Annotated in this window: 21 protein-coding genes; 18 read left to right on the top strand and 3 right to left on the bottom strand. The window is 40.7% G+C overall.

Annotated features, from left to right (window positions below):
* Positions 1–55 precede the first annotated feature (55 nt).
* From pyrH to CYP77_RS03230, 16 genes are all read left to right on the top strand, one after another.
* Entirely contained in the window at positions 56–772 is a 717-nt protein-coding gene (pyrH, locus tag CYP77_RS03305; protein WP_103567680.1) for a UMP kinase, read from the top strand.
* Positions 773–790: 18 nt separating this feature from the next.
* Positions 791–1006, top strand: a complete 216-nt coding sequence (locus tag CYP77_RS03300) for a DNA-directed RNA polymerase subunit omega (protein WP_004317259.1) — start codon at positions 791–793, stop codon at positions 1004–1006.
* Positions 993–3182, top strand: coding sequence for a RelA/SpoT family protein (locus CYP77_RS03295; protein ID WP_103567679.1), 2190 nt, complete (start codon positions 993–995; stop codon positions 3180–3182). Before CYP77_RS03300 ends, CYP77_RS03295 begins: the two co-directional genes overlap by 14 nt.
* Positions 3183–3191: 9 nt before the next feature.
* On the top strand, positions 3192–4400 hold the full coding sequence (gene tyrS / locus CYP77_RS03290) for a tyrosine--tRNA ligase (protein ID WP_103567678.1): 1209 nt from the start codon (positions 3192–3194) through the stop codon (positions 4398–4400).
* A complete protein-coding gene (locus CYP77_RS03285; RefSeq protein ID WP_103567677.1) occupies positions 4401–5492 on the top strand; it encodes a nitronate monooxygenase in 1092 nt (363 codons plus the stop codon).
* Positions 5489–6934, top strand: a complete 1446-nt coding sequence (locus CYP77_RS03280; protein ID WP_103567676.1) for an N-acetylmuramoyl-L-alanine amidase family protein — start codon at positions 5489–5491, stop codon at positions 6932–6934. Before CYP77_RS03285 ends, CYP77_RS03280 begins: the two co-directional genes overlap by 4 nt.
* Positions 6931–8796 carry a bifunctional tRNA (5-methylaminomethyl-2-thiouridine)(34)-methyltransferase MnmD/FAD-dependent 5-carboxymethylaminomethyl-2-thiouridine(34) oxidoreductase MnmC gene (gene mnmC / locus CYP77_RS03275; RefSeq protein ID WP_103567675.1) on the top strand — a complete coding sequence of 622 codons (1866 nt, stop codon included), beginning with the start codon at positions 6931–6933 and terminating at the stop codon, positions 8794–8796. Before CYP77_RS03280 ends, mnmC begins: the two co-directional genes overlap by 4 nt.
* 73 nt (positions 8797–8869) lie before the next feature.
* On the top strand, positions 8870–9514 hold the full coding sequence (locus CYP77_RS03270) for a cupin domain-containing protein (protein WP_103567674.1): 645 nt from the start codon (positions 8870–8872) through the stop codon (positions 9512–9514).
* A 119-nt stretch (positions 9515–9633) separates the two neighbouring features.
* Positions 9634–10794 carry a multidrug effflux MFS transporter gene (locus tag CYP77_RS03265; protein ID WP_103567673.1) on the top strand — a complete coding sequence of 387 codons (1161 nt, stop codon included), beginning with the start codon at positions 9634–9636 and terminating at the stop codon, positions 10792–10794.
* A complete protein-coding gene (locus tag CYP77_RS03260; RefSeq protein WP_103567672.1) occupies positions 10787–11425 on the top strand; it encodes a uroporphyrinogen-III synthase in 639 nt (212 codons plus the stop codon). The genes CYP77_RS03265 and CYP77_RS03260 overlap by 8 nt, the downstream gene beginning before the upstream one ends.
* A 232-nt stretch (positions 11426–11657) precedes the next feature.
* On the top strand, positions 11658–12905 hold the full coding sequence (purD, locus tag CYP77_RS03255) for a phosphoribosylamine--glycine ligase (protein WP_103567671.1): 1248 nt from the start codon (positions 11658–11660) through the stop codon (positions 12903–12905).
* Positions 12902–13351, top strand: coding sequence for an RDD family protein (locus CYP77_RS03250; RefSeq protein WP_103567670.1), 450 nt, complete (start codon positions 12902–12904; stop codon positions 13349–13351). Before purD ends, CYP77_RS03250 begins: the two co-directional genes overlap by 4 nt.
* Complete coding sequence (locus tag CYP77_RS03245; RefSeq protein ID WP_103567669.1) at positions 13344–15506, top strand: LPS-assembly protein LptD; 2163 nt, start codon at positions 13344–13346, stop codon at positions 15504–15506. Before CYP77_RS03250 ends, CYP77_RS03245 begins: the two co-directional genes overlap by 8 nt.
* 12 nt (positions 15507–15518) lie before the next feature.
* Positions 15519–16217 carry a sodium:proton antiporter gene (locus CYP77_RS03240; RefSeq protein ID WP_103567668.1) on the top strand — a complete coding sequence of 233 codons (699 nt, stop codon included), beginning with the start codon at positions 15519–15521 and terminating at the stop codon, positions 16215–16217.
* Complete coding sequence (locus CYP77_RS03235; protein ID WP_021088603.1) at positions 16207–18405, top strand: polyribonucleotide nucleotidyltransferase; 2199 nt, start codon at positions 16207–16209, stop codon at positions 18403–18405. The genes CYP77_RS03240 and CYP77_RS03235 overlap by 11 nt, the downstream gene beginning before the upstream one ends.
* Before the next feature lie 18 nt (positions 18406–18423).
* A complete protein-coding gene (locus tag CYP77_RS03230) occupies positions 18424–19275 on the top strand; it encodes a universal stress protein (RefSeq protein WP_087582804.1) in 852 nt (283 codons plus the stop codon).
* 44 nt (positions 19276–19319) lie between these two features.
* On the opposite strand, the gene CYP77_RS03225 is transcribed toward CYP77_RS03230, so the two are convergent.
* From CYP77_RS03225 to CYP77_RS03215, 3 genes are read right to left on the bottom strand one after another with little or no spacing between them, the layout of a single operon-like run.
* The gene (locus tag CYP77_RS03225) at positions 19320–20516 is read right to left on the bottom strand and encodes an MFS transporter (RefSeq protein WP_103567667.1); all 1197 of its coding nucleotides are present in this window, start codon (positions 20514–20516) and stop codon (positions 19320–19322) included.
* A 1-nt stretch (position 20517) separates the two neighbouring features.
* Positions 20518–21723, bottom strand: a complete 1206-nt coding sequence (locus tag CYP77_RS03220; RefSeq protein WP_103567666.1) for a copper resistance protein NlpE — start codon at positions 21721–21723, stop codon at positions 20518–20520.
* Positions 21724–21771: 48 nt separating this feature from the next.
* A complete protein-coding gene (locus tag CYP77_RS03215; RefSeq protein ID WP_103567665.1) occupies positions 21772–22200 on the bottom strand; it encodes a copper resistance protein NlpE in 429 nt (142 codons plus the stop codon).
* Between the two features lie 82 nt (positions 22201–22282).
* On the opposite strand from CYP77_RS03215, the gene CYP77_RS03210 reads away from it, so the two are divergent.
* On the top strand, positions 22283–23197 hold the full coding sequence (locus CYP77_RS03210) for an SPFH domain-containing protein (RefSeq protein WP_009294606.1): 915 nt from the start codon (positions 22283–22285) through the stop codon (positions 23195–23197).
* Positions 23194–23586 carry an NfeD family protein gene (locus tag CYP77_RS03205; protein WP_103567664.1) on the top strand — a complete coding sequence of 131 codons (393 nt, stop codon included), beginning with the start codon at positions 23194–23196 and terminating at the stop codon, positions 23584–23586. The genes CYP77_RS03210 and CYP77_RS03205 overlap by 4 nt, the downstream gene beginning before the upstream one ends.
* Positions 23587–23601: the final 15 nt, after the last annotated feature.

Genomic DNA, 23601 nt, shown 5'->3' with positions numbered 1-23601 from the left:
TAGCTAAATTTAAAGCCTTTTTGGCTAAAATGCGTGAATTTCAAGGAGCATGACAATGAGTAAGAGAAAACGCGTATTGGTCAAATTTTCAGGCGAGGCCTTGGCTGGAGAAAATGGTTTTGGCATAGACACAGCTGTGCTTAAATTTATAGCAAGCGAGATAAAAGAACTCATCGATGGTGGGATCGAAGTTGGCATCGTAATAGGCGGTGGTAACATAGTGCGTGGTGTGAGCGCTGCAAAAGACGGTATCATCAAGCGAACAAGTGGCGATCACATGGGCATGCTAGCAACTGTCATCAACTCGATCGCGATGCGTGAAGCTTTGGAGAGAAGCGGACTTGAGGTAAGAGTGCAAAGTGCGATCAAGATGGAAGCGATCTGTGAGACCTTCATCGTAGGACGTGCGCAGCGCCATTTAGAAAAGGGCAGAGTTGTCATCTTTGCTGCAGGCACTGGCAATCCATTTTTCACAACAGATACAGCAGCCACGCTAAGAGCTATCGAGATCGGCTCAGATATGATCATAAAAGCGACAAAAGTTGATGGCGTTTATGACAAAGATCCTAAAAAATTCAAAGATGCAAAACTTTTAAAATCACTAAACTACGAAAAGGCGATGAGCGATGACATCAAGGTTATGGACGATACCGCCATAGCTTTAGCAAAAGATAACGCACTGCCGATCTTAGTTTGTAATATGTTTAAGGCTGGAAATTTATTAAAAATAATAAATGAAGAAGAAGCAGCCCTATACTCAGTTGTAAAATAAATTTCAAAAAGGATAAAAATGAGAACAGAACAAATCACAGCAAGAGCGCTAAAACAAGTAGGAGATGACAGATATAAGCTTTCACTTATCGTTGCAAAGCGCGCAGAAGCGCTAGCAAATGGCGCCATAGCTTTAGTTGATGCTGATACTTCAAAGATGAAATTTGCCGACATCGCACTACTTGAAGTGGCTGAGGGCAAAATAGGCTTAGAGGCAATAGTTGAAGGAAAATAGTCTTTTTTTAGAGCAGTTGATAGAGCAAATTTTAGCTTGCAAAAACGTTTCAGAAGCGATAAAACTGCTCTTTTCTCTTTGTGAGAGAAGTGAAATTTTAGACAAAGCCGTAGATAGCTGCGTCACATCTCACGCTGGACAATACCGCAAAAGTGGCGAACCATACGCCATCCACCCCATCTTAGTAGCCTCTATCGTAGCAAACATGGGCGGCGATGAGAGCATGGTCATAGCTGCACTTCTTCATGACGTAGTCGAAGATACCGACGTAACGTTAGGTGAGCTTCAGGCTGAATTTGGCGATGAGGTTGCAAAGCTGGTTGAAGGGCTTACAAAGATAGTTGCCATTAGAGAAAACAAGCTCGCAAGCTCAGATAGCAACGAAAAACTGGCAAGCTCAGCGCTAACTTTTAGAAAAATGCTCTTAATCTCCATAGAAGACGTGAGAGTCCTTGTCGTAAAGCTTTGCGACAGGCTTCATAATATGCTAACTCTTGAGGCGCTAAGACCTGAAAAGCAAAAACGCATAGCCGAAGAGACGCTTATGGTCTATGCTCCGATCGCTCATAGACTGGGAATTTCATCGATCAAAAACATACTTGAAGATTTAAGCTTTAAGTATGCGATGCCAGAAGAATACGCAAAGATCGATAGCTACCTAAACAAAAATAAGCAGCAACTTAGCCTAAAACTAAATGCTTTTCACGAAAAAGTAAGTCAAATTTTGCTTGAAAATGGCTTTATCGAGGGCACTTTTGAGATACAAAAACGCATAAAACACTACTACTCGATCTACCTAAAGATGCAAAGAAAGGGCATTTCTATCGAAGAGGTGCTTGACTTGCTTGCTATTAGGATCATCGTGCAAAAGCCGCTTGATTGCTACCTTGCGCTTGGAAATTTGCATATAAACTTTAACCCTCTCATCTCAAGATTTAAAGACTATATCGCGCTTCCAAAGCAAAATGGCTATCAAACTATACACACAACCATTTTTGATAACAAAAGCATATTTGAGGCGCAAGTTCGCACTTATGATATGCATAAAACCGCTGAATACGGCGTTGCCGCTCACTGGAAATATAAAAACGGCGAGGGCAGCTTACTCAATCCAAAACTCGACTGGCTAAATGACATCAGCATGCAAAATAGCGAGAACGAGGGCAACGTCGAAGAGCTTTATGAATACGCAAAAGATAGCCTTTATATCGAAGATATCGCAGTTTATTCTCCAAAGGGCGAGGTCTTTACGTTGCCACGTGGTGCTACGGCGCTTGATTATGCTTATGAGATTCACTCAGAGATCGGACTTTACGCAAAAGAGGCTTATATAAACCGCGTTAGGATGCCGCTTCTAACAGAGCTAAAAAATGGCGATATCGTTAGGATAGTAACTGGCGAAGAGGCTAAATTTCGCTGTTCGTGGATAAATAGCGTGCGAACAGGCAAGGCAAAGGCGACGATAAGGTCATTTTGTAAGCAAAAGATAAGAGATATAAACTACAAAATGGCGATAGATATCTTAAAATCAGTATTTAACGTCTCAAAAGATAGAATTTTAGAGTGGATAGAGAGCGAAAATTTAGGCAAAAAGGTCTTTCGTGCGGCAACTGATAGCGAGTATTTGCAAGAAGTGGCAAATATGCTTAAAAAATACATCAGAAAAGAGCGTCCATTTATGATCTCTTTGGGTGACAAATATCAGATCAAAAAGCAAAAATTTGAAAACATAGTGATCTACTCAAACCATAAAATTTCAAATGTCGAGTTTGATTATTGCTGCAATCCAAAAAGGGGCGATAGCATAGTTGGCTTTAAAAATGGTCACACCGTGACAGTGCATCACAAGCTTTGCGAGCGCGCTGGTAAGCTCATGGATAAAGGCGATGAGATCATCTTTGTCAAATGGACGAGAAATGCCCCACATAGGTATAAAATTTTATTAAATTTAGAAAACAGAAAAGGTGCGTTGGCTGAATTTTTAACATATCTTGCTAGACTTGATATAAATTTAGCTACAATCTCGCTAAACGAAGCAAATGATCTTAGCGGAGATACGTTTGAAATAAGCGTCGAAATAGCAGAAAACATCGATGCAAACGAGATCAAAGAGAAGATCAAAGATAGATATAAGATTATTGATTTTGTTTCGCAAAGCGACCCATATCATAATTAGGAGAGAAAAATGGTTCAAGATATAGATGATATTTTACAAGAGATAAACCGCGGCGTTGCTGAGATGATCGATGCTGAAAGGGTTGAAAGCTTAATTAAAAATTATTATGAAAAAGGCGAAAATTTCTACGTAAAAGCAGGCTTTGACCCAACAGCTCCAGACCTTCACCTAGGTCACACAGTCGTTTTAAACAAGATGGCGTTACTTCAAAAACATGGCGCTATCGTGCAGTTTTTGATAGGTGATTTTACCGCTCAGATAGGCGATCCAACAGGCAAGTCAGCCACTAGAAAAAAGCTAGATCAAGAGACCGTTTTAAAAAATGCTAAAACCTACGAAGAGCAAGTTTTTAAAATTTTAGATCCTAAAAAAACTGTGATAATGTTTAACTCAAAATGGTCAAATGAGCTAGGAGCTGCTGGGATAATAGAGCTTACTAGCACATTTTCAGTAGCTAGAATGCTAGAGCGAGATGACTTTGAAAAGAGGATAAAAGCAGGCAATCCTATATCAATCTCTGAGTTTATGTATCCGCTTCTTCAAGGATATGATAGTGTTGCTATGAAGTGTGACATCGAGATGGGCGGCACAGATCAGAAATTTAACCTTCTAATGGGCAGAACCTTGCAGCGAACATATAATATCGGCAAAGAGCAAGCTGTCATCATGATGCCACTTCTTGAGGGACTTGATGGCGTAAATAAGATGAGTAAGAGCCTTGGCAACTACATCGGCGTAACTGAAAATGCAAATGATATGTTTGCAAAAACGCTTAGTATAAGTGACGAGCTTATGTGGCGCTGGTATGAGCTACTAAGTACAAAAAATCTTGGCGAGATAGAAGAGTTGATGAATGATGTAAATAGTGGTAAATATCATCCAAAAAAGGCAAAAGAGGATCTTGCTTATGAGATAACAGCGAGGTATCACGGCGAGGAGGCGGCAAAGGCTGCTATGGCTGAATTTAACAGCGTGCACTCTCAAAATCAGCTCCCAACAGATATGAAAGAATTTAGCTTAAAAGCGCCAATTTGGATAGTTGAAGCCTTATCTCAGTGTGGGCTAAGTGAGTCAAATTCTCAAGCAAGGCGAGATATAAAAGCAAACGCAGTTAGCATCAATCAAGAAAAAATTAGTGATGAGCAGTTAAAATTAGGAGCAGGCGAGTATATCTTGCAGGTTGGAAAGCGTAAATTTGCAAAGATAAAGGTTGAATAAATGGAGTTAAAGCCGTTAAAAATAGGTAAATACGAGATAAAATACCCGATATTTCAAGGCGGTATGGGGCTTGGCATCAGCTGGGACAAACTAGCTGGCAATGTGAGCTTAGAAGGCGGTCTTGGCATAATTAGCTCAGTTGGCACAGGCTACTATGAAAACCGCAAATTTATAGATAAAGAGCTAAACGCAAAGCCTTTTGGAAGTGAAAATTTCTACTCTACAAGAGGCCTTCGAGCTGTCATAGAAAATGCACGTAAAATTTGCGGTGACTTGCCACTTGGCGTAAATATAATGTATGCTGCAAACGACTACGCAAGGGTGGTTAAAGACGCCTGCGAGGCTGGTATAAACATCATAGTCTCAGGTGCAGGTCTGCCTACAAATTTACCTGAATTTACACAAAATTTTAAAGAGATAGCACTTGTGCCGATCGTCTCGAGTGCAAAAGCTCTAAAGATAATCTGTAAGCGCTGGCTTCAAAGATATGAGCGCTTGCCAGACGCTGTCGTGCTTGAAGGACCGCTAAGTGGCGGTCACCAGGGCTTTACATATGAGCAGTGCCTTGATCCTGAGTTTTCACTATTTAACCTTATCCCACAGGTAAAAGCTGAGATCAAAGAGTGGGGTGACTTTCCGCTCATCGCAGCTGGTGGAATTTGGGATAAAAACGACATCGAAAAGGCGATATCGCTAGGCGCAGACGGCGTTCAGATGGGCACACGCTTTATCGGCACTCACGAGTGTGACGCAGATATTGGCTTTAAAGAGGTTTTGCTAGCGGCTAAAGAGAAAGACATCGAGCTTATAAAGAGCCCAGTTGGCTACCCAGCTCGCGGGATAAGAACAAATTTGATAAATTTAGTCGATAAAAGAATGGGTCCAAAGATCCAGTGCATAAGCAACTGTGTGAGCCCTTGCCAAAGAGGCAAAGAGGCAAAGCAGGTGGGATACTGCATCGCAGATAGGCTATTTGACGCATATAGCGGCAAAAAAGAGAGCGGGCTATTTTTCACAGGGGCAAATGGCTACAAACTAAAAGAGCTAATAAGCGTAAAAGAGCTAATGCATAAGCTGGTACATGGTGAATGAAACGGGTTTTAATATCTCTTTTCCTAGCATTTAGTTTTCTTTTTGCGACGACAAATTCGGAGACTTTTGCCAAATTTGATAGAAATTTTATGGCTCTAAACAGAAGCGCGAAGATCAAGCTTCACAACGATATAAAAAATATCTATGTCGATGCGATCATTAAAAACGATAAAAACACGAAAAAACAAGCGCTATCAAGGCTAATAACAAGCTCAAAGGCGCTTGGTTTTGACTCAAGCGCATATATAAGAGATCTAAATTCGATAAATGGCGTAAAAGGTGCTAGTATGCCAGCAGCTTCGCCAGCTCTAACGCTACTAAGCGCGACAAAGGTAAATGACACCTTGGTGCTTAAATTTAACACAAAGCTAGATACCGCAAGGCTAAAAACATCATTTGCCAAACAGCAAAACGCCTACAAAAACATCATGGATATTGATGGCAGGCTAAATGGCAACCCACTAACTTATAAAAATTTCATCTCAGACTACATCCACATCTCGCAGTATGATAAAAACACCGTTAGGATCATTTTTTCTGACAAGGTGCAAAAGACGATAAAGGCAAATGCAACTGGGGACTTGCTAATAATAAGCGCTCAAAATTTCATCTCAAACGAAAACGTAAGAGCGCCACTTCATAAGCTTAAAAATAAAAATGAAAAGCCAGCACAAAGCGAGGTAGAGCCAAATTTAAAGTCTGAGCCAGCACAAAGCGAGCCAGTAGAAGAGCCTTTGCCTCCAGTTGCGGCGGGTAAATTTTCACGCAACAAAACGATCGTCATCGACCCAGGTCATGGTGGCACAGACCCAGGCGCGGTAGATGGCAAACTGCAAGAAAAAACAGCCGTTTTAGGTGTAGCCAAAAAGCTTGGTGAGATACTAAAATCTCGTGGTTACAAGGTCTATTTCACCAGATCAACTGACGTTTTTATAAATTTAAGATCAAGAACAAAATTTGCAAACGACAAGATGGCTGACCTCTTTGTCTCCATCCACGCAAACGCCGCTCCAAACGCTACAAAAGCAAAGAGTATGCACGGCATCGAGACATTTTTCTTATCGCCTGCAAGAAGCGAGCGCAGTAAAAACGCAGCCGCACTTGAAAATAAATCAGACATCGAAGAGATGAACTACTTTTCTCAGCAAACGTTTCTAAACGTGCTAAACCGCGAGAAGATCATCGCTTCAAACAAGCTTGGTATCGACATCCAAAAGGACATTTTAGCAAGCGCTAGAAAGGTCTATGCAGCCAGCGACGGCAGCGTGAGAGAGGCGCCATTTTGGGTACTCGTGGGTGCTCTTATGCCAGCGGTTCTTGTCGAGATCGGCTACATCACACATCCAGTCGAGGGCGAAAAACTCTTTAACGAGGCCTATCAAAAAGCCCTTGCAAACGGCATCGCAAACGGCATAGATGGATATTTCGCAAAAAATAGATGAAAAATGCAAATTTAAGTTTTAAAGGGCAAATTCCATTTAACGAAGAGTTTGGCGACATCTACTTTAATACCGAAAAACCCTGGCTTGAGAGCGAATTTGTCTTTGCGAGTGCACTTGATGAAATTTGGCAGAGCAAAGATAGTTTTATAGTCGCCGAGACTGGCTTTGGTGCTGGGCTAAATTTCTTCACACTTTGTAAGAAATTTAAAAATAGCCCCAAAAAACTTCACTTTGTTAGTATCGAAAAAAGTCCTATCAAAAAAGAAGATCTTTTAAAAATTTATGAAAATTTAGGCATTTTTAAAGCTTATGCTAAAAAGCTAGTTTCGCTCTATCCACCGCTAATCTCAGGCATACACCGCATAAATTTTGCTCCAAATATCACCTTTGATCTTTGCTACGGCGAGGCAGATCAAATTTTGCCTGAGCTTGAATTTAGCGCTGATATCTGGTTTTTAGACGGCTTTGCCCCAAGTAAAAATGGCTCGATCTGGAGCGAGGATGTCTTTAAGCAGATCGCAAGGCTAAGCAGGGTTGGTACTATAGTTAGAACTTATTCGTGCGCAAAAATGGTAAAAGAGGGGCTAAAAAATGCTGGCTTTTTGCTGAGCCTAAAAGAGGGTTATGCTAGAAAACGCCAGATGAGTAGTGCCGTGCTAGAGAAAAAGGATGAAAATTTAAAGGACGCTTGGTTTGCGAGGTGCGAGCCAGTCGCCAGCGTAAAAGGCAAAACAGCGCTTGTTATAGGAGCAGGAGTGGCTGGGCTTGCCACCGCTGGAGAGCTAGTCAAAAATGGCTTTAAAGTGGTGATCGCCGAGGCAAAGAGTGAAGTCGCGACAAATGGCTCAGGTAATCACTGCGGCGCCTTGATGCCACTAGTTACGAAGCCTGGGGTAAATTTAGGCCGCATGCACATAAATGCGTTTTTGCAAGCAGTGAGATTTTACAAGGCAAATTTGCCAAAAAGTCTCATCAAATTTAATGGCTGCATCGACTATGCATTTGATGATGAGCTTGTCAAGCGATACGCCTCGTGGCAGGATCAAAGCGCGGAGGATGTTTTTAAATTTGATGAGAGTTTAAAGCCGTATCCTGGGATATTTATAAAAGATGCGGCTTATGCTAGACCAAAAGAAATTTGCAAATTTCTCTCAAGCAAATTTGAAATTTTATTTAACCACGAATATGAGAGCAGGGCGCACCTGAAAAATGGCAAGATAAGCGTTAAATTTAAAAATAAAAAAAGCTTGGAGGCTGATATTTTGATCTTTTGCACAGGCAGCAAGAGCAGTGAAATTTTTAAAGGCTACGACATGCAAATAAGTAGCGTCCGCGGCCAAGTCACGCACCTAAAGCCAGTTTTAAAAAATACAATGCCGCTAAGTGCAAAAGGCTACATCTGCCCAGCTGTAAAAGGGATGCAAGTCATCGGTGCAACCTACGCTAGAAATGAAATTTGCGACACGCCAAAAGACGAAGATAATTCTAAAAATTTAAGCGACGTGAGCGAGTTTTTTGACGCCACAAAAGACACCATTATCGGCTCACGTGTGGGATATAGAAGTTATAGCGGAGATAGGTTTCCGATAATCGGCACCTTGCATGACGAGCAGTTTTACAAGCAAAACTATAAGGGGCTATTTTGGAGTAAAAATAAAGATAATAATCCAAAAGCAAGCTACGAAAAAAATGTCTTTGTAAATTTTGCTCACGGCTCGCGCGGCCTTGGTACAGCGATACTTGGAGCAAATTTGATAATGGATCTTGTGCTTGCTCGCCCACTTTGCATAGAAAGATCGCTATTTTTTGAGCTTCATCCTGCTAGATTTTTGATAAGAAAGTTAAAAAAAGGACTAAAATAGTCAAATTCCTTAACATATGTTAAGAACTATTATCAAAACTTGCATTATAATCCTTCGCAAAAGAGGATAAAAAATGAGTCAAATTTATAATCTCGATAAAGATACAAAGATAGTTGAAAAAAGCGTTGTTAGCAAAAGGCTCTTTCAAAACAAAAACGCAAGCGTCGATATATATGCATTTGACGAGGGCGAGGAGCTTGATCACGAGATGCTTTTTATAGACAGCCTTGCCTTCGTCATTGACGGCGAAGCGCAGCTTGAGTATGGCGAAAAGCAAATGAGGCTTGGACGCGACGAAGCCTGCCTTATCGAGGCAAAAACTTGGCGAAAGCTCAAATTTACAAAGAAAACAAAATATTTACTAATAGATTTTAAGGAGAATGTTATGATAGATCATTTAGACAAAGCGAGTGTTTTTAGCCTCGCAGATGCCGTTAGCTACGAGAGTGGCAAGATAGTTAGCAAGACGCTTGTCAAAAACGAAAATGGCTCGATGTCGCTGCTTAGTTTTGACAAAGACCAAGAGCTCTCGACCCACGCAGCACCAGGCGACGCACTACTTATCGCGCTTGATGGCGAGCTTGATTTAAAGATAGCTGATGAGAGCTTTCATCTAGTAAAGGGCGATAGCATCGTGCTTCCAGGCAAGATCCCACACGGCCTAAAAGTGAAAGACAAATTCAAAATGCTTCTAATCGTCACAAAAGACAAAATGTAAAATAAGCCCTATTTTAGGGCTTCTTATCATATCAAAAACTACAAATTTAACTTTAAATTTACCTTTAATAATCAAAAAAGCAAAGCCATAATATAATCGTTTTTTAAAAAAGAAGAGCGATGAGAAAAGAAAATTCCAAACTATTTTTACTGATATTTTTAGGCGTACTTTCAGCCTTTGGACCATTTGTCACAGACCTTTACTTGCCAGCACTTCCAGCCATAACCGAGTGGTTTAGCACAAGCGTTTCAGCCACGCAGCTAACTATAACTACTTCGATGGCAGGCCTTGCGATCGGTCAGCTAATAATTGGCCCAATCAGCGATAAATTTGGCCGAAAAACGCCACTTACCATCTCGCTCATCGTCTATACGGTAAGCACGATTTTTATATTTTTTGCGCAAAATATCCAGTTTTTTATCTTCATGCGCATCATCCAAGGGCTTGCAAGTGCTGGCAGTCTCGTCATCTCAAGAGCCGTTGTGAGCGACCTTTATAAGGGTCACGAGATGACAAAGTTTTTTAGCCTTATGATGGTTGTAAATGGCCTTGCTCCGATACTTTCGCCAATAGGTGGCAGTTTGCTACTTAAATTTACCGACTGGCGCGGCATCTTTATGGCACTAACTATCATTGGCATTGTGCTATTTATCGCAAATTTTTACTTCAAAGAGAGCCTAAACCAGAGAGATCGCCTAAAAGTGCCTTTGCTTCAGACTTACGGCGTCTTTGGCAAAATTTTAAGAAAAAAGAAATTTATGCTCTTTATCGCGATCCAGACATTTACTATGGGCGCGATGTTTGCCTATATCGCGGCATCTTCTTTTATATTTCAGGATTTTTACTCGCTAAGTCCATTAAGCTACGGCTTTTGCTTTGGGGCAAATGGTCTAGCCATCGTCATAGGTGCTAGGCTTGCAAGTCTAATAAATGAACGCAAAGCGCTAAAAACTGGGCTTTTTGGCACCTTGTTTGCTAGCATTTTTGTTGCGTTTATGCTTTGCTCTAAATTTGAAGTGATCGGCGTTATCATCGCATTTTTCTTGCTTTTGCTCTTTACTGGCTTTATCTTACCAACGGCCTCTTCTCTAGCGATGAACGAGGGCAGGGAGTACGCTGGCTCAGCCTCGGCAGTGCTTGGATTTTGCCCATTTTTCTTAGGCGGCGTCATCTCTCCACTAGTTGGTCTTGGTGACATTTTTTACTCGACATCAATAGCTATTTTAGCTTGCAGCGTGCTTGCTTTTATCTCATTTTTAGGACTAAAAAGAGTTGCGTAAAATTTATCTTGTCTCAAACACAAAAACGACTGATGAGAGCATTATAAATTTAAGCGTTAGTAAGATCGAGTTTTTGAAATTTGAGATAAATTTAAGCGAATATGACGCGCTTGTAGCAACCTCAAAAAATGCCTTTAAAGCTTTAAAATTTAATGGCATTTCATGTGTAAATTTACCAGTTTTTGCTATCGCAAATAGTTGTGCAGCAGCTGCAAGAGAGTTTGGCTTTAGTGAAATTTACACTGGGCAAAATGCTCATGGAGATGACTTTGCGAGAGAAATTTTGCCACTTTTAAAAGGCAAAAAGGTGCTTTATCTAAAGGGCAAAGATAGCGCTTCAAATTTCTTAGAAATTTTACAAGATAACGGCGTAAATATAAAAGCGGTCATTGCCTATGAAAATGTCTTAAACCATTGCAAAATGGAGCTAAAACCGCCAAAAGATAGCATTTTGATATTCGCATCTCCGATAAACGTGAGAAATTTTCTTACTAATTTTGGCTGGGACGAGAGCTATCAGACGATAAGTATCGGAAAGGTCACTGCAAAAGAGCTAAAATTTAGCACGCCAATAGTGAGCCAAAATCAAGATATAAACGCTTGTATCGCACTTGCCAAAACGTTACTTTAAGCAAAGAATTTATATAATTTTATTGCCTGAGTGAAGCGAGTCAGCATTTTACGGGGTCCAACACTTTTTTGTTAGCGAAAAGGTATGGGTGCCTTGCGATGTGGCTTCGTTTGAGCCTTAAACAGCGAGAAGTTGCAACCTTTTGGTATCCATCTATTTGCAAGATTGGCTTTGTTTATGGGCCACTCTTTTATGCGACGCCCACTTGGGTTTTTAAATTTACGGAGATAATATGAACATTCTCATAATAGGAAGTGGCGGCCGCGAATACGCCATCGCTCTTAAGCTAAAAAGTGAAAAAAACGATATAAATTTATACTTTGCGCCTGGAAATGGTGCGACCTCACGCCTTGGCGAGAATTTAAACATAAAAGACTTTCATGAACTAGCAGATTTTGCCAAAAAAAATAGTATCGAACTAACTATCGTGGGACCTGAAGCGCCTCTTAGCGAAGGCGTGGTGGATATCTTTAAAGAAGAGGGCTTGCTCATCTTTGGACCAAGCAAAGCAGCAGCCAGACTTGAAGCTAGCAAGGCCTATATGAAGGACTTTTTAGCTAGAAATAATATAAAAACTGCAAAATATTTAAATACAAACGATAAAGAAAAAGCATTTAAATTTATTGATACCCTAAGTGCTCCGATGGTCGTAAAGGCTGATGGACTTTGCGCTGGAAAAGGCGTGATCATCGCAAATTCTAAAGAGGAGGCCAAAGAGGCAGTTAGCGATATGCTAAGTGGGGCTAGCTTTGGTGATGCTGGTAAATTTGTGGTGGTTGAGGAGTTCTTAGACGGCTTTGAGCTTAGTTTTTTTGCCATTTGTGACGGCGAAAATTTCGTAAGCTTGCCAGTGGCGCAAGACCATAAACGCCTACTTGATAACGACGAGGGTCCAAATACTGGCGGTATGGGCGCTTATGCTCCAAGTCCGCTTGCTTCAAGTGAGCTAGTAAAAAGGGTCGAAGAAGAGGTGGTAAAACCTACGTTAAAAGGGATGAAAAACGAGGGCAGTCCGTTTTGTGGAGTGCTTTTTGTGGGGCTGATGATCGTGAAAAATGAGCCTTATGTGCTTGAGTTTAACGTGAGATTTGGCGATCCTGAGTGCGAGGTATTGATGCCTTTGATAGATGGAAATTTGAGTGAAATTTTACTAAATGCTGCAAAGGGCGAGCTAAAGCCTATTAGTTTAAAAGATGAATTTGCTGTTGGTGTCGTAATGTCTAGCAAAAACTATCCTTATAAAAGTAGCCCAAAGGCTAAAATTTCAGTTCTAAAAGATGTAAAAGATGCCCATATAGCTTACGCAGGCGTGAGCAAAGAGGGTGATGAAATTTACGCAGATGGAGGCAGAGTGCTAGTCTGCGTGGCGACTGCAAAGAGCATAAAAGAGGCACGTGATAAGGCCTATGAGCTTTGCGAAAATGTCAAATTTGACGGAGCGCACTTTAGAAAAGATATCGCGTGGCAGGCTCTAAAATGAGTATGCAGATAGAAGAGAAGCTTCAAAACGAAGAAATTTCACTTGCCCCTTTTGCTAAAAGGATCATGGCGTTTTCTATCGATGAGATCATAGTTGTATTTCTTTTTATGATCATCTACTGGGAGCCACTTTCTACTAGCACTAACTTTGACGATGCTAGAAATTTAGTATTAAATCTTTTTTGGCAGATCAACCTACTAAAAGTCATCTATCACACATTTTTTGTTTGGTATTACGGCGCAAGCCCCGGGCAGATGATAACAAAGACGATGTGTATAAATGTAGAAATTTTAGATAAGCCAAATTTAACTCAAAGTCTTGTTAGGGCGATCTTTAGGATAGTTAGTGAAGCTTGTTTTTATCTTGGCTTTGCGTGGGCACTTTCAAACCCTGCAAGGCAGACGTGGCAAGACAAAATAGCAAAAACAGTGGTGATAAATGCGTAAAATTTTATTTTTAATTCCGGTTTGTGTTTTTAGTTTAAGTGCAGCAGTGCAAGATGTGCAGCTATTAGCTGATGACGTGAAGCAAGATAAGGGCATCGTAACGGCAAACAAAAACGTCGTTGTATATTCGCAAGAGTATCTTGTGACGGCTGATTGTGCTGTCTATGATCAAAATAGCTCCGTCATCGAGCTCTTTGGCAATGTCAATATGATGAAGGGTAAAGATGAGGTCTCTCGCTCAAACTACGCCAAGCTAAATTTGAAAAACAACAACGCTGCCTTTGAGTCGCTCTTTATGATGAACAAAGACATGGAAGTGTGGATGAGAAGCGACGAGAGCAGCTCTGATAGCGAGTATTACAGAGTAAGAAAGGCTATGGTTTCAAGCTGTAATGTCCAAGATCCTGACTGGAGCATCACTTCAAGCTCAGCCATGCTAAACAAACAGAGTAAATTTTTGCACCTTTTTAACCCAGTCTTTCGCATAGCAAATGTGCCAGTCTTTTACTTGCCATACTTTGGCTTCTCAACTGATACCACAAGAAGGACAGGTCTTTTGCCACCAGAGCTTGGATACGGCAAGTCAGAGGGCTTTTACTACAAACAACCAGTCTATTTTGCGCCTTATAACCAGTGGGATCTAGAGTTTGATCCGCAGATAAGAACAAACAGAGGCGCTGGAATTTACGGTGCTTTTAGATTTACTGATTCGCCTGATTCAAGAGGTGAGATTAGCTTTGGTTCATTTACTGATAAAAATAGCTACCGAGCCAAGCAAAAAGGCGAGACTTCAAACAGAGCTGAGCTAAAAAACAAAACTCACAAAGGTGTCGGGCTAAAATATGAAAGAGATAAACTCATAAAATACCTTAGCGAGGCTGATCTGCAAGAGGGCATGTGGATAGATGCAACCAAGCTAAATGATATAGACTATCTAAATTTAAAGGGCAGGGACGACGACTACGACTCGCTTGTGACCTCTAAATTTAACTACTTTATCGCAAGTGACGATCACTACTTTGGCGCCTATGCGAAATACTACATAGACACCGAAAAGATCGGCTCAAAGAACGAAAACAAAGATACGCTTCAAGAGCTTCCATCGCTTCAGTATCATAAATTTACAGATGACATAGTCTTGCCAAATATCTTATATTCAATCGATCTTCAATCACACAGATATGATAGAAAGATAGGCGTTAGGGCAACTCAGTATGAATTTACACTCCCAGCTTCAGTGCATGTGCCACTGTTTGATGATAGCTTAACATTTTCATTTTACGAGTATCTTTACGCTTCAAGGATAAACTACGAAAACAAGATAAATTCATTTGATGACAAAAGAGAAGATAAACACGCAAATTTTGTAAATAACTACCATAAATTTGCCCTTCACACAGACCTTGCAAAGGCGTATGAGAGCTTTTATCACACTTTAAATTTTGGTGCTGAGTACTTGCTGCCAGGATATAGAAAAGGAAATTTAGACGACGAGTTTATTTACGATAAAGATCTAAATGAGTATGAAAATTTCTTAGCTCAAGATCAGAGCAAAGAAGAGGTTTCTGGCTATTTGACGCAGTATTTCTTTAACGGCAGCGGTAGAAAGGTTGTCAAACACAGCATCTCGCAAGGTTACTACACAAAAGATGATGAGTATTCAAATTTAAAAAATGCCATCTATCTATATCCGTTTGAGAATTTTAGCCTTTATAATAAGCTAGAGTATTCACACAAAGATAGAGAGCTTAAAAAGGTTCAAAATGGACTTTACTATACGCACGATCTATTTTGGATAAATATGCTCCATACGATGAAAAAGAGCGATAGCCTTGCTAAAAATAGTGCAACAAAAGATAGCTACTTTACAAGCAGTGCAGGCGTGAAGCTCCCTCATCAATATAGCCTAATTGGCGGCTGGCAATACGACGTTGAGAGAAGCTACACAAAGAGCTGGAGAGTTGGCGTGCTTCATCAAAGAAAATGCTGGAACTACGGGCTAATTTATCAACACGATGTCGAGCCGACAACAACGACAAATGGCTCAGCCTCAACTAAGAAAAGTGGCATCTACTTTACTATAAATTTCTATCCGATGGGCGGCTTGCACTATGACTTTTCACAAAGCAGCACCGCTTCATCAAGTAGCAAATAAGATGGCTAGATAATGGCAAGCGTTAAATTTAAAGATCAACTAGATGCAGCCAATAAGCTCATCGAGATCTTGCCAAAAAAAGAGCTAAATGACGCTAAGACGATAGTTCTTTGCATGTCGCTTGAGTCAGTTATCCTGACTGATGTGGTTTGCAGGGGGCTAAATTTAAGCTATGAGATGCTCTTTAGCGAGCCAATCCCTGCGCCAAACAACAGTGAATGTGACGTAGCGATAGTTAGCGAAACTGAGGATATCGTGCTAAACGATCCTCTCATAAAAGTTTTTAACATAAGCTATGACTACATCTACGGCGAGGCGCATAGAAAATATGAAGAGAAAATTTTAAAAAATGTCTATAAATATAGAAAAGGAAATTTGATAGGAGAGCTAAAGGGCAAGAATATTTTACTGATCGATGAGGGGTGTGAGACTGGCATGACGGCACTCATCTGCATAAAGACGCTGCTTGATGTGAAGGTAAAATCCATCTCATACGCGACGCCGATGATAGCAACTGATGTCTTTGCAAATTTAAATGATATGGTCGATGAAATTTACACGATAAACAAGATCGTTGATTTTATCGATGTGGATTCGTATTACGAGAAAAAGATCGAGGCTACGAGCGAGCGCATCATGTCGATATTAGAAGAGAGCCCTCACTATTTACCGTTACAAAAACAACAAGGAGATAAAAATAATGCAATATAGTATAGAAGTCAATAATCAGGTCGAAATTTTTGACCTTAATAAAGTAGCTAAACAAGCTAGCGGGGCAGTGCTTTTAAGAGTGAAAAACACCGTAGTTTTAGCAACTGTGGCAAGAGAAGATGTGCAAGTTGAAGAGGACTTTTTGCCTCTAACGGTGCAATACATCGAAAAAGCTTACGCTGCTGGTAAAATTCCAGGTGGTTACGTCAAGCGTGAGACCAAGCCAGGCGACTTTGAGACACTAACAGCTCGCATCATAGATAGATCACTTCGCCCACTTTTCCCAAAGGGCTACGCATATCCAACACAGATCGTTGTCATGGTGCTTTCGGCTGATCCTGAGGTTGATTTGCAAGTTGTGAGCCTAAATGCGGCTTCAGTTGCACTGTATCTTAGCGATATCCCAGTAAATCGCCCAGTTTGTGGCGTGAGAGTTGGATATATAGATGATAAATTTGTCATAAACCCAAGCAACTCTGAGCTAAAACAAAGTGCGATCGATCTTTATGTAGCTGGCACAAAAGATGAGCTTTTGATGATCGAGATGAGAAGCTTGCCTCAGCAAACTACGCAGCTCATACCGATGGTAGCGATAGAGCCGATGATAGATCCAAGCCTAAGCGATAGCATGGCGCAAAAGCAAGTGATGAATGAATTTAGCGAAGATAAGATGGTTGAGGCGATCGACTTTGCTGGCAAAGCCATACTAAGAGCTAGTAGCGCTTATGAAGAGGCGTTTAAAGAGCATAAAAAAGAGGACGCCGCGCTTGAACTAAAACCTGAGATAGAAAATGAAAATATCGCTATTTACATCGATAAATTTTATAAAGCAGAGGTTAAAAACGCGATCAACCAAATGGCAAAGAGCGAGCGTGCAAGCGAGCTTGGCAAGATCGCTAAGCAAATTTCAAGTGATGAGGTAGCTCAAAAAGAGGGCTGGGACGAGGCTGTTATCTCAAATGTCCTTGGTAAATATAAAAAGAAAATAGTAAGAGAGCAGATCATAAACGAGGGCGTTAGAGCCGATGGACGCGGACTTGAAGAGGTTAGGCCTATTAGCATCGAGACAAACGTGCTTCCGAACGCTCACGGCTCTTGTTTATTTACCAGAGGGCAAACTCAAGCGCTAGTTGTCGCTACACTTGGCACAGATAGCGACGCTCAAATGTATGACATCCTTACTGAAAAAGCTCCTTTGATTGAGAAATTTATGTTTAACTACAATTTCCCAGGCTTTAGCGTAGGCGAAGCAAGCCCACTTAAAGCTCCAGGCAGACGCGAGCTCGGACATGGAAATTTAGCCAAACGTGCCCTTGCACCAAGCATCGATCTAGCATCTCCATATACGATAAGGGTCGTTTCAGAAATTTTAGAGAGCAACGGCTCAAGCTCTATGGCTAGTGTTTGCGGTGGTTCGCTCGCACTTAGAGCTGCTGGGGTCAATACACAAAAACTAGTTGCAGGTGTTGCGATGGGTCTTATATTTGAAGGCGATAAGCACGCAGTTTTAACTGATATCATGGGACTTGAAGATCACGACGGCGATATGGACTTTAAGGTTGCTGGCACAAGTGATGGCATCACAGCGCTTCAGATGGACATCAAGCTTGGAGGCATCAGCTTAGAGGTGCTAAAAGAGGCACTTTATCAAGCAAAACGCGGCAGAGAGCATATCCTTGCTCTAATGACACAGGCTGATAAAAATATAGAGATAAACGAAGATGTGCTTCCAAAACTTGAGCTATTTAGCGTTGATCCAAGCAAGATAGTAGATATCATCGGTCAAGCTGGCAAGACCATAAAAGAGATCATCGAGAAATTTGAAGTTTCGATCGACCTTGATAGAGAAAAAGGCGAGGTTAAAATCGCAGGCGGCGCTAAGAAAAACGTCGATGCGGCAAAAGACTACATCATCTCGATCACTTCAAAAGAGAACTCTCGCTCATTTGGCAAAAAGCCATTTAAACACGACAAAGACCGCGTAAAACCGACATTTAATATCGGAGATGAGTTTGTTGGAAGCGTAAAAAGCGTGGTTGATTTTGGAGTATTTATCGAGCTAAAAGATGGAGTTGATGGTCTGCTTCATATCTCAAAGATAAAGAGCCCATTAAACGTAGGCGATCAGGTAAAAGTGTGTGTGAGCGAGCAAAAAGGAAATAAAATTTCGCTCTCTTTGGTTGAATAAATTTTTAAAGGATAGATGATGAAATACAAAAAGTTGCTTTTTCCAATAGGAGCAGGGGACGATATCGAGCCAAGAATTTACGGTGCTTTAAAGGTTGCACAATGGTTTAAAGCTCACATGGAGATCCTCACTTGCCAACTAGATCCAAGCGTGGTTTATAATATGAAAATGACGCTTCGTGGTGGAGTGCTTTTTGAGGAATTCTTAAAATCAGCCAAGTCAGAGCTTGCGGTTGAGCACGAAGAGAACGAAAAGCTTTTTAATAAAATTTGCGCAGAGTTAGGCATAAAGGTGAGCGACGAGGTCATCGAAGATGTCTGCACTGCAAATTTCACGATCCATAATGGAAAAAGAAGCGCCATAGTTGAGCAAGAGAGTAAATTTTGCGATCTAGTCGTAGCTGCAGTGCCACTTGATGGCAAGATCACTGGCACATTTGAGTCAGCTGTTTTAAAAAGCGGCAAAAATGCGATCGTTATCCCTAGAAAGATGCGTGATTTTAAAGCTGATAACATCCTTGTAAGCTGGACGGGAACAACCCAAAGCTCAAGAGCCCTAACTGGCGCGATCGATCTTTTAAAGAGCGCTAAAAAAGTTCAGTGCATCACTTCAAAAGCAAGCCTTGGCGATAATGCCGAGCTAAATCTTAAAAAACTTGAAGAGTACTTTAAGGTTCATAATATCAGTGCTAGTTTTGAAGTTATAGCAACTACAACGATACCTGGCGAGGCACTTTTAAAAGCTGCAAATGATAGAAACGCAGACCTTATCGTAGCTAGCAGATACGGCGAAAACGGACTAATGGAGATGGTCCTTGGCGGAACATCAAGATTTTTCTTAGAACATACAAATATCCCAGTTTATCTATAATGGATTGCGGCTTGGCCCGCGATCTAATATTGATTTTTAAATTTCTATTTTATCTCATACCTTTTTGAAACTACGTGGTAGTAAAAGGCTCCAATGAAAAAGAGGCTTCCCATAAAGGTTGCGATCATCTCCACGCTTAGTCCAAGCTCGTATAAAAAGCCGATCGCAAATGAGATAAGCGCGCTAAATCCAAGAAAAACCATATCATTATACGCGATCACTCTGCCGTAAAACTCTTTTTGGCAGTTTTGCTGAAGTAGCGTGTAAGTGTAGCTCCAAAGGCTTGACGTGCAAAATCCAGCAAAGATGATGCCAATTAGCGAGAGATAAAAATTTTGCAAAGAGAGCGCCCAAATGATGATGCCAACTCCTTGACCGATGTAGATGTAGATGAGCGTTTTTTTATTCATAAATTTACTAAGCAAGGCTGGCGCAAACATAAGCGAAATCGATCTTGAGGCGTTTAATAGCCCAATAACTAGCGAGGTTGAGAGTAAATTTGCGTATTTATAGTCGGCCAAAAGCGCGATCAGTGCGTCATAAGCTGTGATACCAACAAAGGCGTGCAAAAATATAAGATGCACGATGAGCCTATTTTCTTTTAGATATTTAAGCCCATTTTTTAGCATTTTTAGAGGTTTTTCTATAAATTCTGGCTTTAGCTCGTCTAGCTTTAAAAGATATAAAAAGCCAAAACTGCAAAGATAAAGAGCTCCATCAAGCAAAAAGGCGCTTTTGATGCCAAAAAAGTGTATATAAACGCCAGCAAGTCCCATGCCAGCGGTATATGAGACCGCCCAGATGATCGAGTGGATCTCATTTGCAAGCTTTAGGCTCTCTTTGCTTAAAATTTTTGGTAGCACGCTCATTTCTACTTGAAAATACATCCCGCCAACGCCGTTTCTAACAAAAATGATAAGCAAAAGTAGCCATAAAAAATCAAGTGAGTTTATAAAAAGCAGCATAAAAACGCTTATGGTTTCAACCGCCATCATGATAACAAGCATAGGTTTTGGGCTAAATTTATCCACCAAAATGCCACTAAATGGAGCGATGACAACACCTGGGATAAATGCCATCGCCGCACTTAGCGTGAGCGCCCACACAGGAGCGTCAAGCGAGATAAGTAGCGTAAAGATGCCAGTGTGCGAGAACCACACACCAAAGTAGCACATGAGCTGGACGGTGCTTAAAAGGCGGAAATTTCTCTCATCCCTTAAAAGCTTAAGATACTCTTTCAAACTACTGGTTCCACATCAGAGTTATCTGCTCTATTTGCGCCTCGTCTGGTATCTGACTTAAATTTGTTATCTCTTGTGCGAGCGGATTTTTAAGCTTTATAAGCATGTCGTGACTATCTATTTTTAGATAGATATTGTTTGCGTCGCTTTGAAATTTAGAGATAACAAGGGCGTTTTTTATATCTTTAAAATTTGACTTTAGGCTGATGTTTTCTGGAGTTTTAAACTCATTTGAGTAAATTTCTATGCTTGTAATGATGCCATTTAGCAAGGTGTATTCAAAAATTCTCTCGTTTTTACTCGTGACGATGTAGCTATTTTCTTTTTTAGTATTGTCTCTTTTTATGTTTTTTGCGCCATAAAATTTCATTACATCGGCATTTGCTGACTCGTTTGTAAGTTTTGCAAAAAAGCCCTTGCCAAAGAGGCTAGACCTGCCTTTTTCTCTTTTGTAGTGTCCGCTTATGTGAGCGTTTTTGCAAATTTTATCGTTTGCGATTACGAAGATGTCGTTAGCAGTTTTATGCACGCTTAAAGCCACGCCTTTTTCATCCAAAAGGTAAAAAATGCCCTTGTCGTAAAGCAGCTCTGAGTTAAATTTACAAAGTGGCGAGCCATCTTTTAGCGATGAGTAAAAACTTATCTTTGCGCCATTTTTGCTAGGCACAAGCACAAGCTCTAAAAAGCCATTTTTGTCTTTAAATTTAGAAAATCTAGCAAAAAAACTATCTTTATAAGCCTTATTTACTGGCTCGTAGTTATAAATTTGAGCTAGCACGCCAACTCTCTTATTTTTCTTATCATCAAGCTGAAGAAGTGAATTTTTGTTTGGCACAAAGTAGCTAAGTGCGCCACTTTCATCTTTTAGCACGATAGCGCTCTCATCGACATCGAAAGTGCCGCCTTTTTCTACCAAGGTGGCAGCCTTATCCATCGTAAGCATAGTTTTTGTGTAGGTTTTGTCTTTATTTAGAGTTAAGATAGTCTTTACACCCTCGCAGTTTGAGCATGGCAAGGTGGTGTAGTAGCTCGTGTAGATAGAGTTTGAAAGTATTAGTTTTTCTGGTTTTTTGGGTTTTTCGTCTCTAAGAAGTGGTTTTTCTTCTTTTGATTTTTGTGTTTGCTCTTGATTTTGTGGCTTTAAATTTTCATTTTTCGCGCAGCCGATGATGAAAAATGAGATAAGTATGGCAAAAAGATATTTCATTTGCAACTCCTTAAAAATTGCAAAATTATATCATTTTGCCTTTAAAATTTATTTTACGCGTTTGAAGATGTATTTGTCTTTTAGCTCGCCAGTGACCTCTTTTTGGTCCATATCAAGCATCTTTAGGCTCTCTCCCTCGATCTTATAAAAACTCTTCTCTTTATACTCATCAACGGTTGTGATAATGCCGTTTTTAACTGAGTATTTGCCTTTGCTAACGGCTTTGTAGTTGTCTTTTGACTTGTAGTTCATCACACTTTCAAATGTGCCGTCCTTTTTTAGTGTGAGGGTTGAGTCTATGCCCATGCAGCTAGCGCAAGGTAAAAACGCCTTGTAAGTGCCCTCGATGCTGCTTACTGGGGCCATGCAGCTACCTTTTACTTCACATTTGCCTTGTGGGACGCTCGCGCTTTGGTTTGACGTAGCGCAACCTGCTAAAAGTAGAGCCGCACTTAGTGCAAAGATAAAATTTTTCATGCTAATCCTTTTTAAAAGATAAAATTTAAAAATGTATTATAATACTTAAGAAAATAACAAATTATAAATTAAAGGAGAGAATATGCAAGTTGAGACATTTGGCGTCTTAGTCGTTGTTTTGGTTATTTTTGCATTTTTGTTTTTAAAAGCTGGCATTAAGATCGTTTCGCAAGCAGATAACTTGCTGATCGAGCGACTTGGTAAATTTCACAAGGTGCTTGACGGGGGATTTCACATCATCATCCCATTTGTCGATCAGATAAGAGCGATCATAACTATAAAAGAGCAGCTTGTTGATATCACAAAACAGCAAGTCATCACAAAAGATAATGTTAATATTAGTGTCGATGGCATCGTCTTTTTAAAGGTATTTGACGCAAAAATGGCGGTTTATAACGTAGATAACTACAAGCGCGCCATTGCAAATTTAGCCATGACAACGCTTCGTGGCGAGATAGGTGCGATGAACCTTGATGATACGCTAAGCTCACGTGACCGCCTAAATGCCGCACTTCAAGTGGCTCTTGGCGATGCTGCTGGCAACTGGGGTGTAAAGATCATGCGTGTGGAAATTTCTGAAATTTCTGTCCCACTTGGCATCGAAGAGGCGATGAATATGCAGATGAAAGCTGAGCGTGAAAAACGTGCGATCGAGCTAAAAGCCTTGGCTGAAAAAGAGGCACTAATCCGCAACGCAGAGGCGCTAAAACAAGAAAAAGTGCTTCAAGCAGAGGCGATCGAGCGTATGGCTGATGCGAAAAAATACGAGCAAATCGCCATTGCAACGGCTCAAAAAGAGGCTATGGATATGATAAATGATAGCATGAGCAAAAACGCAAATGCGGCTGAATTTTTGCTTGCGCGTGACAGGGTCGGGGCATTTAGCGAGCTAGCTAAAAACAGCTCAAAAGATAAAATTTTAGTCCCTTACGAGGCGACTGAGCTAATTGGCTCGCTTAGCGTTTTAAAAAATTTCTTAGCTAAGGATAAGGCGTGATAAGTCCATTTATAATGATAGCTATCGGCGCGCTCTTGTGCGTGGCTGAGCTTATGCTATTTTCATTTTATCTGCTCTTTTTTGGCGTCGCTTTTATCATCGTTGGAGCGGTAAATTTTGGCTTTGGTTTTGAGTGGAGCTTTCAAATTTTAGCTGTCTTAGCGCTTGCCTTTATCTTGCTTGCACTCTTAAAGGCGCCTTTAAAGAGTAAATTTATGGCTAAAAAAGAGAGCTTTAACGAGGAGTTTTTAGATGAGCCAGGAGTTGGCGAGATCAGAGAAAATATGGTCTATTTTAAAGGCACTCTTTGGAAGTATGACGGAGCGCTAAAAAACGGCGAGAAAGTGCAGGTTTTAGGCACTAAAGGCGACAAGGTTATATTAAAATAAAGTGCCATTTGGCAC

This window comes from Campylobacter concisus, assembly GCF_002913865.1.
Classification (GTDB): domain Bacteria; phylum Campylobacterota; class Campylobacteria; order Campylobacterales; family Campylobacteraceae; genus Campylobacter_A; species Campylobacter_A concisus_AM.
Note: the sequence above shows the minus strand (reverse complement) of the source record. Positions and strands in the feature narration are given on the sequence as shown.

What these genes read in the sequence shown, in the direction of transcription:
- pyrH (WP_103567680.1), top strand. Translation starts at nt 56, where the DNA reads ATGAGTAAGAGAAAACGCGTATTGGTCAAATTTTCAGGCGAGGCCTTG.
- CYP77_RS03300 (WP_004317259.1), top strand. Translation starts at nt 791, where the DNA reads ATGAGAACAGAACAAATCACAGCAAGAGCGCTAAAACAAGTAGGAGAT.
- tyrS (WP_103567678.1), top strand. Translation starts at nt 3,192, where the DNA reads ATGGTTCAAGATATAGATGATATTTTACAAGAGATAAACCGCGGCGTT.
- CYP77_RS03285 (WP_103567677.1), top strand. Translation starts at nt 4,401, where the DNA reads ATGGAGTTAAAGCCGTTAAAAATAGGTAAATACGAGATAAAATACCCG.
- CYP77_RS03280 (WP_103567676.1), top strand. Translation starts at nt 5,489, where the DNA reads ATGAAACGGGTTTTAATATCTCTTTTCCTAGCATTTAGTTTTCTTTTT.
- mnmC (WP_103567675.1), top strand. Translation starts at nt 6,931, where the DNA reads ATGAAAAATGCAAATTTAAGTTTTAAAGGGCAAATTCCATTTAACGAA.
- CYP77_RS03270 (WP_103567674.1), top strand. Translation starts at nt 8,870, where the DNA reads ATGAGTCAAATTTATAATCTCGATAAAGATACAAAGATAGTTGAAAAA.
- CYP77_RS03265 (WP_103567673.1), top strand. Translation starts at nt 9,634, where the DNA reads ATGAGAAAAGAAAATTCCAAACTATTTTTACTGATATTTTTAGGCGTA.
- purD (WP_103567671.1), top strand. Translation starts at nt 11,658, where the DNA reads ATGAACATTCTCATAATAGGAAGTGGCGGCCGCGAATACGCCATCGCT.
- CYP77_RS03250 (WP_103567670.1), top strand. Translation starts at nt 12,902, where the DNA reads ATGAGTATGCAGATAGAAGAGAAGCTTCAAAACGAAGAAATTTCACTT.
- CYP77_RS03245 (WP_103567669.1), top strand. Translation starts at nt 13,344, where the DNA reads ATGCGTAAAATTTTATTTTTAATTCCGGTTTGTGTTTTTAGTTTAAGT.
- CYP77_RS03240 (WP_103567668.1), top strand. Translation starts at nt 15,519, where the DNA reads ATGGCAAGCGTTAAATTTAAAGATCAACTAGATGCAGCCAATAAGCTC.
- CYP77_RS03235 (WP_021088603.1), top strand. Translation starts at nt 16,207, where the DNA reads ATGCAATATAGTATAGAAGTCAATAATCAGGTCGAAATTTTTGACCTT.
- CYP77_RS03230 (WP_087582804.1), top strand. Translation starts at nt 18,424, where the DNA reads ATGAAATACAAAAAGTTGCTTTTTCCAATAGGAGCAGGGGACGATATC.
- CYP77_RS03220 (WP_103567666.1), bottom strand. Translation starts at nt 21,723, where the DNA reads ATGAAATATCTTTTTGCCATACTTATCTCATTTTTCATCATCGGCTGC.
- CYP77_RS03215 (WP_103567665.1), bottom strand. Translation starts at nt 22,200, where the DNA reads ATGAAAAATTTTATCTTTGCACTAAGTGCGGCTCTACTTTTAGCAGGT.
- CYP77_RS03210 (WP_009294606.1), top strand. Translation starts at nt 22,283, where the DNA reads ATGCAAGTTGAGACATTTGGCGTCTTAGTCGTTGTTTTGGTTATTTTT.